The organism is Paenibacillus sp. FSL E2-0151 (genome assembly GCF_037993015.1).
Classification (GTDB): domain Bacteria; phylum Bacillota; class Bacilli; order Paenibacillales; family Paenibacillaceae; genus Paenibacillus; species Paenibacillus amylolyticus.
Map to the genome: position 1 here is coordinate 6,326,073 of NZ_CP150308.1, position 11,771 is coordinate 6,337,843.

At 44.0% G+C, this 11,771-nt stretch carries 10 protein-coding genes; all 10 read right to left on the reverse strand.

Going from position 1 to position 11,771, the window contains the following annotated elements:
* Positions 1 to 50: 50 nt before the first annotated feature.
* The 10 genes from MHI55_RS28165 to MHI55_RS28210 all read right to left on the reverse strand — a co-directional run bounded on the left by MHI55_RS28165 (position 51) and on the right by MHI55_RS28210 (position 11,671).
* Positions 51 to 1,661 (reverse strand): flagellin, encoded by a 1,611-nt coding sequence (locus MHI55_RS28165; RefSeq protein ID WP_340387786.1) that lies wholly within the window; start codon positions 1,659 to 1,661, stop codon positions 51 to 53.
* 144 nt (positions 1,662 to 1,805) lie between these two features.
* On the reverse strand, positions 1,806 to 2,051 hold the full coding sequence (csrA, locus tag MHI55_RS28170) for a carbon storage regulator CsrA (RefSeq protein WP_036612471.1): 246 nt from the start codon (positions 2,049 to 2,051) through the stop codon (positions 1,806 to 1,808).
* On the reverse strand, positions 2,052 to 2,531 hold the full coding sequence (fliW, locus tag MHI55_RS28175; protein ID WP_340387788.1) for a flagellar assembly protein FliW: 480 nt from the start codon (positions 2,529 to 2,531) through the stop codon (positions 2,052 to 2,054).
* 54 nt (positions 2,532 to 2,585) lie between these two features.
* Positions 2,586 to 3,155: a DUF6470 family protein gene (locus MHI55_RS28180; RefSeq protein WP_076328748.1), complete on the reverse strand. Its 570-nt coding sequence runs from the start codon at positions 3,153 to 3,155 to the stop codon at positions 2,586 to 2,588.
* 17 nt (positions 3,156 to 3,172) lie between these two features.
* Complete coding sequence (gene flgL, locus MHI55_RS28185) at positions 3,173 to 4,093, reverse strand: flagellar hook-associated protein FlgL (RefSeq protein WP_340387790.1); 921 nt, start codon at positions 4,091 to 4,093, stop codon at positions 3,173 to 3,175.
* A gap of 19 nt (positions 4,094 to 4,112) precedes the next feature.
* Entirely contained in the window at positions 4,113 to 5,666 is a 1,554-nt protein-coding gene (flgK, locus tag MHI55_RS28190; protein ID WP_340387792.1) for a flagellar hook-associated protein FlgK, read from the reverse strand.
* 19 nt (positions 5,667 to 5,685) lie between these two features.
* Positions 5,686 to 6,189, reverse strand: coding sequence for a flagellar protein FlgN (locus MHI55_RS28195; RefSeq protein ID WP_076328745.1), 504 nt, complete (start codon positions 6,187 to 6,189; stop codon positions 5,686 to 5,688).
* 11 nt (positions 6,190 to 6,200) lie between these two features.
* Complete coding sequence (gene flgM, locus MHI55_RS28200) at positions 6,201 to 6,485, reverse strand: flagellar biosynthesis anti-sigma factor FlgM (RefSeq protein ID WP_053779526.1); 285 nt, start codon at positions 6,483 to 6,485, stop codon at positions 6,201 to 6,203.
* Between the two features lie 173 nt (positions 6,486 to 6,658).
* Complete coding sequence (locus tag MHI55_RS28205; RefSeq protein WP_076209820.1) at positions 6,659 to 7,066, reverse strand: TIGR03826 family flagellar region protein; 408 nt, start codon at positions 7,064 to 7,066, stop codon at positions 6,659 to 6,661.
* A gap of 150 nt (positions 7,067 to 7,216) precedes the next feature.
* Positions 7,217 to 11,671, reverse strand: coding sequence for a fibronectin type III domain-containing protein (locus MHI55_RS28210; RefSeq protein ID WP_340387794.1), 4,455 nt, complete (start codon positions 11,669 to 11,671; stop codon positions 7,217 to 7,219).
* Positions 11,672 to 11,771 lie beyond the last annotated feature (100 nt).

Here is an 11,771-nt window from a genome sequence, read left to right on the forward strand (position 1 = left end):
ACAAAAAAAAGCCCCGGAATACTCCGGAGCTTTCGGTATTAGAGAAAATCTTAACGAAGCAATTGCAGAACGCCTTGTGGTTGTTGGTTTGCTTGAGCCAACATAGCTTGTGCAGCTTGTGCAAGGATGTTGTTCTTCGTTTGTTCCATCATTTCTTTAGCCATGTCAACGTCACGTACACGGGACTCAGCTGCAGTCAGGTTCTCGGAAGATGTGTTCAAGTTGTTGATTGTGTGTTCCAAACGGTTTTGAACCGCACCCAATTTAGCACGTTCGCTGGAAACAGAGCTGATTGCTTTATCCAAAGAAGTGATTGCATTAGAAGCACCAGCTGTAGTAGAGATATCTACACCAGATACACCCAGAGCAGTGGAACGCATGTCATTTACACCAAAAGTGATGCTTTGACCTTTGTTTGCACCGATTTGGAAAGTAACGCCACCATTACCAGAAGCATCTGTTTGTGCTTGAGTCAAACCAAGATCTTTAACCGTAGTTTTACCAGCAAGATCTTCAAGGTTGATAGGGCCACTTTCGCTAACGATTTCAAGACGTCCATCTGCCAAAGCATTAACTTTAACGTTGCTAATAAAGCCAAAGTCACCAGCAGCGGCTGCTCCAGATGCTGTATTAGCAGCAGCAATTCCAGCATTGATAGATGTTTGCAATGCAGTTGCAACGGCATCCATAGTATCTCCGTTATTTATAGCGCCCATTGTTCCCTGAAGTTTAGTATCACCAATAGTGAAGTTAAATTTATCAGTTGCCGCAATAGCTGTACCGTTATAGTTGCTAGTTCCTGCTGCTGCTGTACCACCAGCCGTTACTCTGTCGAACACCCCGGCACCAGCAACGTTTTCAACAGTTGAAGCAGTTCCTGTAGAACCACTTTCGATTGTAACCAAACCAGCAGCTTGATATCCTTTTACATGTGCTACATTTTTACCAGAAGCATCAATTGCTTCATTGATTTTGCTTACAATCAAGTCAACTGCTTTTTGTCTAGAAGCAGGGTCAGTAGTTACACCCGTCAAGACACTCTTTTCATCTGCACTAAGGTTCTGCCAGTTTACATCAATTTCAGTTCCATCGATGTTCAACGTTTCTTTTACAAAGTCACCAGTAACTGGTTTGTTAGCAGCTACATCAATTGCTGCTGTACCAGCGATTTTACCCGCAGATAACTTAGCAACAGAAGTACCTGTAGTAGAATCCAAACCTACAGAAGCACCAGAAGTTTTCAAAGCGCCGTTCAACAATTTCTTCGTATTGAACTCAGTAGTATCACCGATACGGTCGATTTCGGATTTCAATTGAGAAACTTCGCTTTGCAGCGCTTTACGATCTTCTTCAGTGTTCGTACCGTTAGCGGATTGAACGGAAAGTTCACGTACACGTTGCAGGATGGAGTGAGTTTCGCTCAATGCGCCCTCAGCTGTTTGGATCAAAGAGATACCATCTTGAGCATTTTTGGAAGCCATATCCAAACCGCGGATTTGACCGCGCATTTTTTCGGAGATTGCCAAGCCTGCAGCATCGTCACCAGCACGGTTGATACGAAGACCTGAAGACAATTTCTCGATGTTTTTGCTAGTAGCAGCAGAGTTGCTGGACAGTTGGCGGTGAGTGTTCAACGCCGTAATATTATGGTTGATAATCATTTGATATTTCCTCCCTGAAGATAAATTAGTTCCACATCCTTGTGGTAAACGCCGCGACATTAAGGTCGGCCGCCCTGCCGAAGCAGCGTCTAAATTATATATCGACGGAAGGTGAGCAACTGTTTATAGCAAATTGGAATATTTTTAATCTTTTTTTATATCTGTATTTCGTAGACGCTCCATAAAGGCTTCAATATTGGCTGCAAGCGGGGTTGCAGACTCCCGATTAGCCTCTTGGATGGATGCATATATTTCCTGCCTGAATATATCAATATGCTTGGGTGCGGAGATTCCAATACGTACTGTATCTCCCTCTACAGCGAGTACAGTCACCTCAATCTGATCCTGAATGATAATAGACTCGCCTTTTTTACGTGATAATACCAGCATTTACACTCCACCTTTCACTGATTTAGCATCGTCTTCTGCCCAGATCAGATGGCGTGTATCGTAAGAAGACTGATGGAGCACGACTTGCTTACCTAAATGTTGCTCGGGATTAAGAACTACGGGTGCAAGCAGGTTCATTGTTGATTTATTTGCCTGTGAATGAATGGTGACCATAGAATATACGGACACTTGCTCTTCAATCTCCAGTTCTTCTTTATCTACCTCTCCCAATTCAAAACTATAATCCGGTACGAAAGTAAACGGACTTACCAAGAGGAATGCCAGTCCTGGCTCTCTTGTAGATTGCAAATAACTAAAAGGTGTATCTTCCCAAGGAACCAATGCAAACTCGGTTTCCTCTTCAAATCCAGGTAAACCTTTAGGAAATTGATATACATCTTCTGTTTTAACCTCTAATGATCCCCACATGCTTGTCTGAATATGAATAATAAACGCCTCCCTGGCGAAAGTTTTATGCAAAAAGAGCCATAGATGTCTAAGATCAAGACCGTCTATAGCTCAACTTTATAATAACTAGAATCCGATATCTATGGCAGGTGGCGTGTACTGAATCGATGCATACTGCTTCACATAGATATCAAGCTTGCCCCGATTATACTCAATCTCCGGTCTATTCACAATAACATTCATTTCCGAGACGGCTGGAGTAAAGTTAATATCCGGCGCCTGTGCATAGACACGAGTCTCAACATTCCCAGAAGAAGCGGGTGTCCGCGTTTCCGGAAACGGCCTCGCCTGCCAGTCTGAGCCAATAATATTCGCAATAGTATTTCCTGGCTTATGAATTGCAGCCAATTCATTCCCCTGCTGAACTCGTTCAGCCATATTTTGCAGAAATATCTGTTGAATGCCTGAATAAATCCGTGCATTCATATCAATCATGTTGCCGCCCGTGTAAGCAGAGAATGCTTTGCTCTGATCTACACTCAGTCTCATCGGATGACTCTCCACCGTTAGCTTGGCAGGTCTGGTATTCAACTGAACCTCAGCTTTGGGTTGACGAATGGAGAACTGTCCTGGATCAGCATCAATACTTAATAGAGTAGGCGTTGTCCTAATCTGAAGAACGGGAAGAGTACTCAAAAGTTAACTCCTCCTTTTTATCTTAAGAAGTCCACCAAAGATGGCGAGATAATTTTGGCACCCGCAGACAAGGAAGCGTTATAGATGTTTTCCTGAATCTTGGATTGCATCGCCAGTTCCGCATAATCCGCATCCTCGACTTTGGATTGTAGATCTGTCAGGTTAATGCCGAGATCATCCAAACGTCCCATCATCAGATCAACCCGGTTCGTTTTGGCACCAATCTCAGAACGGATCGCAAGCATCTTGTCCGTACGGCTATCAATATGATCCAACTGATTGGATAACTCTTTTTGATTTCCCTCTGTGAGAGCTTTCATGATGTTGTTCACGATGTTGAACAAGTTATCTTCTTCCGTCTCTGTGCCAAACACTTCATTACCACTCACGTTAATAGGCAATTGAACACTTTCACCTACGATGAAGTTAATCTTCCCTTTATCCGTCACAACAGAAGTAGCATTCGTTGTATCTAAAGTACCGTCTGGATTAGACGGGAAATCATACGGTTTAACATCATACGTCTCGCCATTAAAAATATATTTTCCGTTAAGTTTACTGTTCGAGATATCAACCAGCTGCTCTTTCAACTGTTTGACCTCTTCATTGATACTGTCCAGCGCTGACTGCGGATTCGTTCCTGTCGAAGCTTGTACCGTTAACTCGCGCAGGCGCTGTATGGCGTTACCCGCCTGATTCATAACCGTATCATTAAACTCAAGCCATGATATAGCACTATCTACGTTTTTCTGATATTGATCGTTCGATGAAAGTTCTGCACGATAACGAAGGGAGTAAGTGATCCCTACCGGATCGTCCGAAGGTTTGTTGATCTTGCGACCTGTTGCCAGTTGGGTCTGGGTGTTGTTCATCTGCTGTGCATTCCGGTTTAAGTTCAAAAGCAGTTGTGAACTGAGCATGTTATTCGTTATTCTCATGGTCTGTCACTCCTTTCTATTATCTGCCTACTGTCCCAGTGGAGTTAATCAACTTATCAAGTAATTCATCATATGTGGTCATAAATCGAGCAGATGCATTATATGCATGCTGGAACTTGATCATATTGGACATCTCTTCATCCAAAGATACGCCACTTACGGATTGACGACGGGTGTCCACCTGCTCAACCAGGAACTCCGAGTTGGATGTCTGACGTGCAGCTTCCTGAGATTGTACCCCCAGTTGTCCCACAATGGCACTGAATTGTGCACCGATCGTTGCATTACGTAAACCGTCCGCTGATTTCATCGGTGTATCTTTCAGATTCGCAAGCAAAATAGCAAGCGTATTATTACCTTTGATTACAGTCTCTGTTCCAGAAGCATCGGATGTACGGAGCGAAGTCGCAATCTTATTAGGATCAGCCAGGATCTCTGCGTTCAATGAAATATTGCCAGCTGTAATGGCTGTTCCACCACCCGCTGCTGTAAAGAATGGGACTCCTCCAGAATTAGTTCCATCCATGCTGTATCCAAGCTGATGTAGTCCGTTCAGACCTTTGACCGTAACCTTGAGATCTGTAGCTAGTGTCCGTGCTGCACCCGTGTATGTAACACCATCCAGGATAGTATTATCCGGCAAGACAGAACCCGCAGGAAGAGTAATCTCAATATCACCGTTGGCAAGCGTATTAGCTAAGTCATCCATTTGTTTCCGGTAATCACTTACCAATGTATCTCTGGACTTAATCATGCCATGAACTTCACCATTGGTGAGTGTGCCCGCAGTATATGCATCATTCAGAAAAGCAGGATCTACCGCCACTTGTACTGCCCCGCCTGTAACGAGTGCCTGTCCGTTCATCTGAATCTGGTAGCCTTGTTGGGAATCAGTGACCGTAATATTCATGATTTTGGACAGTTTATCGGTCATCAGATCACGTTGGTCACGCAAATCGTTGGCATTGTCGCCAAGAGACTCTACTTTCACAATGGCACTATTAAGGTTCGCAATGTTACCCAGGTAACCTTGGATCTCATTACCTTTGACCGCGATGTTGCTATCCAAATCCTGGCTAAGCGCATCCAGTTGGCGGCTAATCTGGTTCATCGCATCCGTAAGAGCGAGTGTGGTTTCCTTGACAATCCGGCGTGCCGTAACGTCCTCAGGATTCTTACTTAGATCTGACCATGATTTATAGAAATTATCCATAACCGTCCGAAATCCGGTGTCCGATGGCTCGTTTACAATAGCTTCAAGTTTCTCAAGCGTATCTCGTTGAATGGACCAACTCCCGAAGTTGGTGTTTTCATTACGATATTGGTCGTCCAGAAATTTCTCACGCACACGAGTAATGGAGTCGAACTCTACCCCTGTACCGAGCTGTCCTGGTGTTGTGCTATGCAGAAATGCGAACGGCTCCATTGGAATGGATGCCTGCATGTTTACCTTTTGGCGTGAGTACCCTTCTGTGTTGGCATTGGCTACGTTATGGCCTGTTGTGCTAAGAGCTGTCGTCTGTGTGAACAAACTGCGTTTAGCCGTTTCGATTGAATGAAATGTAGATGTCACCTAGTTTCCCCCTAATTAATCAGGCACGCGTGTCAAACAGACCGATTCGCCCTGGATTGCCGTTCTTATCAGCAGGATGCTGATATGTGGCATCCTGTTCTGGCCGAGAAGCAAAGATGTCCATTGAAAGATCAATAAACATCAGCGATTGTTCGATCAGCTTTTGATTCAGTTGATTGATTTCCTTTAATTCATGCAGTGTTCCCGCCAGCTTCTTCTGGACTTCAAGCAATCGCAGTTTGTCAGCCGGATCAAAAATCAGCTTCGAGATCTCCGTAATGTTCAGGTTCAGCATGGACTTGATACCACGCTCCTGAAGCAATTCGTGAACTGCGCTCTGCCGTTCAATCTCCAATGGCTCCTGTTGTTTCATGAAACGGGATTCTTTGTTCAGAACGGCAATGAGTTCATCCACATCGTTTTTGACAATGACCTGTCTCTTGACCTCGCTGAGTGCCAGCATATCGCGGTGACTTTGTTCCATTTGCTGCAAAACTGCAATTAATCTATCCAGTGCTGCCATTACGTGATCACCTATTCCTTATCAAAAGACTTAAAATACGGTAGCAATTTGTCAGCAAGCTTGCTGCTGTCTACCTGATACGTTCCCGAACTGACCTGTTCTTTCAGTTCCTGTATCCGCTGTATGCGTCCTGCATCTTGTGTACGCCCTTGTTCCTCAAGCATCTTCATCGCCTCCGGAGAAATGGATACCTCGTCCTTACGGCGGCTCTTCTTGGCATCAGCCTGCTGATTGGATTCAACGTTCCTTTGATATGAATTGATGGCGCCAATTCTACTCGGTTCATTGATTTTCATATGAACTACACTTCCTTCCACGTTAGAATTTTACATTGATATGCGTTTTTCTTACTTTATCTTTATGTTATCGAAATGATTAGGATAATAAAAAAAACCGATAATCTTTAATAAGTTTATCGGTACGTTTCAAAACATTTGTTATAGCAAGATCTGTATTTAAGACCTCGTTCCTATGAATCGCGTAGTTTGTCGACAGCATTGTAGGTTCGTCCGCCTATATTGCCGTTATCCTTCTGACCTACATCACGAGCTGCACTAGCTAAGTCTTTCGTCAAGCGATGACGACAAGAGTCACACATATGACCTTCACGAATCAATGTTCCGCACACTTCACAAGGATACATCATATTCGGGGCATTTTCGATGGAAATCCGTCCCTCACGGATGAACTTGGTAATGGTTTTGATCGAAACATCTGTTGCATCAGATAGTTCCTGAATATTGGTGCCTTTGTTTTCGCGCAAATAATCTACACAGATCTGATATTCCTGTTCCATTTCTTTAATACAATTCGAGCATACATCTCGAAAATTCAACGCATATAATTTACCACAGCGAGGACAATTACCCAGATTCATCGCTAAAACGCCCCTCTCAAACTTCCATTTCCGAATAGATAATAACTATAGATTACCTTATTTTCTCTGATGAAGCCATAGTCTATTTGCAAAACAAAAGAAGGGAGCAGGATGCACATACACGCAACCCTGCTCCCAAATTTTATATCCCTATTTCAATGTTCTAATACTTAATACAGGAGACCATACGCTTGTGTTCTGATCGTTGAATGCCCGAATACGATATTTATGCAAACTGGACGGTAACAGGTCAGAATGAATAAACGTTGCATCACTAACAGTCGCCACAATTTGCCCATCTGCTTCAATTTCGTAGGATGATGAAGCTCCCCCAACCGCATCCCAAGTCAGAATAACGTTTGTTCTGTCCGAAGTTCCCTTCAGCACAGGTGTAGTTAATTGAGTCACTCCTGTTATGATCTCACTCCAAGCTCCCGCACCAGAAGCATTTTTGGCACGAATCCGGAAGGTATGCTCCGTATTTGGTGCAAGTCCGCTCTTCGTATAAGCAACTCCACTCACGGCAACCACCGTACCATCAATCTCCAGATCATACCCGGTAGCTCCAGTTACAGCACTCCATCTCAGCGCAATAGCCGCTGTGGTTGCAGAGTTAATACTCAAGCCTGAGACACTTGCAGGTAACGTAGTTTGGGACAATATTGCTGTCCATGCACTCACATTAGTGTCGGTCAGGGCACGAATACGATATTTATGAATTGTTCCACCAAGTACTCCATTATGCACATACAAGAGATCACTTACTGTAGCAATCACTATGCCATCTGCTTCAATCTCATATTTTGTTGCACCAACAACTTCATTCCATGTCAGCGTAACTGCGGTTTCTTCAGGTACAGCTTTCAGCGTCGTTGGTACATTTAATTGGGTCGAGGCGGTTACGATCTCACTCCAGCTACCAATGCCAGCAGCATTTTTGGCACGAATGCGGAAGGTATGATCTGTATTGGCTAGAAGACCACTTTTCGTATAAGCAGATCCACTCACAGAAATTACAACACCGTCAATTTCCAAATCGTAAGCAGTGGCGCCTGTAACTGGGCTCCATTTCAATGAAATAGCAACAGGTGTAGCTGTATTTAACATGAAACCATTAACTGTAGCAGGTAAGGTGCTTTGCGTCAGCACTGCTGTCCATGCACTTGTGTTTTCACCCTTTAACGCGCGAATTCTATACTTGTGAGCCGTTCCAGGCAATAAACCATCGTGTGTGTATACTGGATCACTAACTATTCCAACGATGGTACCATCAGCCTCAACTTCATACGCGGTCATATCCGCTACATCCGCCCATGATAGATTGATCGTAGTTTCGTCCGAGGTTGCCTTTAATACAGGTGTGTTTAAAAGCGTCATACCACTGATCAGATCGCTCCAGGCTCCCACTCCTGCGGCGTTCTTTGAACGAATACGGAAGGTGTGCTCAGTATTCGCAGCAAGACCACTCTTCGTATATGCCACTCCCGTCACCGGGACAACTGCACCATCAATTTCTAGGTCATATCCCGTGGCTCCGGTTACTGCTGTCCACTTTAGAGTGATACCCACATTCGTAACAGAACTAATATTAAGTCCTGCAACTGAAGCTGGTATCGTACTTTGAGTCAGCATAGCAGTCCATACACTCGTATTGGTATTCGTTAGAGCACGTATACGATACTTGTGTGCAGTTCCTGGTAACAATCCATTATGTGAGTATGCCGGATCACTAACTGTGGCAATCACTGCACCATCTGCTTCAATTTCATAAGTGGTTGCGTCTGCTACCTCAGCCCATGTGAGGTTGATTGCAGTCTCTTCCGATGCTACTTTCAAAACGGGTGTGTTCAACTGCGTTGTTCCACTGATCAGATCACTCCATGTACCTACACCGGCGGCATTTTTCGAGCGAATACGGAAGATATGATCTGTGTTTGTTGCAAGACCGCTCTTCGTATACGCTACTCCCGTTACTGGGACAACGGTACCGTCGATCTCCAGATCATATCCCGTTGCACCTGTAACTGCTGTCCACTTCAATGCAATAGCCACGTTCGTTATTGAACTAATGGTCAATCCTGTCACTGAAGCAGGAATCGTGCTTTGCGTCATAATTGCTGTCCATGCACTTGTATTGGTCTCAGCTAACGCACGAATGCGATATTTATGGGCTGTTCCTGGAAGCAGTGTTGTATGGATAAAGCTAGGTTCCCTTACTGTTGCTACTACTGCTCCATCGGCTTCAATCTCATACTTCGTTGCATCAGTAATGGCTGCCCATGTCAAATTGATTGCAGTTTCTTCTGATGTTGCTTTTAATACCGGTGTATTTAGAAGTGTTGTTCCACTGATCAACTCACTCCATGCCCCTACACCTGCGGCGTTCTTGGAACGGATTCGGAAGGTATGATCTGTATTGGCCACAAGACCACTCTTCGTATAGGCTACCCCCGTCACTGGGACAACCGTTCCATCGATCTCCAGATCGTATCCTGTTGCTCCAGTTACCGCTGTCCATTTCAATGCAATGGCTACATTCGTAACCGAGCTTACTGTTAATCCTGTAACTGAAGCAGGTATCGTACTTTGCGTCAGGATTGCTGTCCATGCACTAGTATTCGTATCCGTCAACGCACGAATACGATACTTATGGGCAGTTCCTGGCAGCAGCGCTATATGGTTATAGTTAGGCTCTTCTACCGTTGCCACTACTGCTCCGTCCGCCTCAATCTCGTATGTAGTCGCATCTGCTACATCAGCCCAAGTCAGGTTGATATTCGTTTCTTCTGATGCCGCCTTTAATACAGGTGTATTCAACAGTGTCGTTGTACTGAGCGGATTACTCCATTCACCCACACCTGCAGCATTTTTCGAACGAATACGGAAGGTGTGTTCTGTATTCGCTGCAAGGCTACTCTTTGTGTAGGCTACGCCAGTGACAGGTACAAGTGCACCGTCAATCTCCAAATCATATCCTGTCGCTCCTGTCACTGCTGTCCATTTCAGACCAATAGCTGCATTAGTGACCGAGTTTATAGTGAGATTCGAAACAGGACCAGGGAGTGTACTTTGGGACAACATTGTAGTCCATGCACTTGTATTCGTATCATTCAAAGCTCGTACAAGATATTTATGAAGTGTCCCTGGTGATAGGTCAGTGTGTGTATAAGCCGGATCTACAACAATTCCTACGTTAACTCCATCAGCTTCAACCTCATAAGAGGTAGCCCCCTCAATTACAGGCCATGCCAAAATCATATCTTCTTGGGAAGAAATCGCTTTAATAACAGGCGTACTTAGAAGTGTCGAAACAGGTAGCATGTCAGTCCACTTACCTACACCGCCTGCATTTTTAGATCTCAATCGAAATGTGTGCTCGGTATTGGGCGTAAGAGCTGTCTTGCTGTATGTTGTTCCAGAGACCGGAACGACGACTCCATCAACCTCCAGGTCATATCCACTAGAACCTTTAATTGCAGTCCAACTTAAAGAGATTTTATTAAATGTATTTTCTGTAATTTTCAAACCACTTGCTGAGTCAGGTACAACAAGTTGTGTAGCCGTTCTACTCCAGTTGCTCTCATTATCTGAAGATACTGCTTTTAATGCATAGGTATGACTGGAATTCGCCTCCAAACCAACGTGTTCATAAGTAGTTACTTTACCTAGATCAATTGGGGCTCCACCATCAATCTGGAGTTGATATCCATCGGCATGATTAATTGCAGTCCACTCTATTATATTTTTCCCTTGCTCAGAGCTCGTGGAGATAACAGGTTCGTTAAGCAGTGTTTTGATATTAAAGACACTACTCCAATCACTTTTCCCTATAGAATTCATAGCACGTATTTTGTAAGAGTAATTTTTGTTAGGAATGAGTACGGCATCATCCAAGCTCGTACCATAATAAGGCCCCATTAAAATACCATCACGCTCAATTTCATACTGTACAGCTTCCTGTGCATGATCCCAGCGAATATGAGTCGTGTTTTCACTTGAGTTACCCGTTATATTCGAAGGCACAGAGGGTACGTTATTAATCGGTAACGGATTTACCTCCTGTTTGGTAAAAGAAGCGGGTTCAGCTTTACGTGTATAATACGGATTAAGTTCAGAGTAAAAGTCTACAACTTCTCCCGTATCTGCGTTCACAACCAGACTCAATTGTCTAACATCATAATCGTGTACATCAATTGGCGTTAGTTGACCTAGCACATTATAGTGTGTGATCGTCCACTCGCCAACTTGGTTATACGGTTGTCTGTACGTCATCTCAGTAGCAATCTCACGAATTTTGCTCAGATCGATAAGAAAAGCATTGTCGATCTGTCCAGAATATTTTGAAGTATACGATCCAAAACTTATATTAGTAATATCACTTGTGAAACCCAGGATAGACTGCATTCTGGTGAACGAATAACCTGTTGATGAAATATTGTAGGATCTCGCCCAACTCAGTTTAACTGATTTTTGGTTCACTTGTAGTTGGCCGTTGTCGTTGGTCATTACATATTGATAATCATTGCTTGATGAAATTACTCCACTTCCTACCGCTGCATGTGCCCGGTTCCCCCCATACACGCCAAACTGTCCGAATACCAGCATGAATACTAGTAGACGGACGGTCCATAAGTAAAATCCATTTTTTCTTTTTCCTGCGACCACTTTTGTTCTCCCCTTCAACAGATATGTTGTGCCACTCCCT

What these genes read in the sequence shown, in the direction of transcription:
- MHI55_RS28165 (WP_340387786.1), bottom strand. Translation starts at nt 1,661, where the DNA reads ATGATTATCAACCATAATATTACGGCGTTGAACACTCACCGCCAACTG.
- flgM (WP_053779526.1), bottom strand. Translation starts at nt 6,485, where the DNA reads ATGAAAATCAATGAACCGAGTAGAATTGGCGCCATCAATTCATATCAA.
- MHI55_RS28195 (WP_076328745.1), bottom strand. Translation starts at nt 6,189, where the DNA reads ATGGCAGCACTGGATAGATTAATTGCAGTTTTGCAGCAAATGGAACAA.
- MHI55_RS28210 (WP_340387794.1), bottom strand. Translation starts at nt 11,671, where the DNA reads ATGCTGGTATTCGGACAGTTTGGCGTGTATGGGGGGAACCGGGCACAT.
- MHI55_RS28205 (WP_076209820.1), bottom strand. Translation starts at nt 7,066, where the DNA reads ATGAATCTGGGTAATTGTCCTCGCTGTGGTAAATTATATGCGTTGAAT.
- csrA (WP_036612471.1), bottom strand. Translation starts at nt 2,051, where the DNA reads ATGCTGGTATTATCACGTAAAAAAGGCGAGTCTATTATCATTCAGGAT.
- flgL (WP_340387790.1), bottom strand. Translation starts at nt 4,093, where the DNA reads ATGAGAATAACGAATAACATGCTCAGTTCACAACTGCTTTTGAACTTA.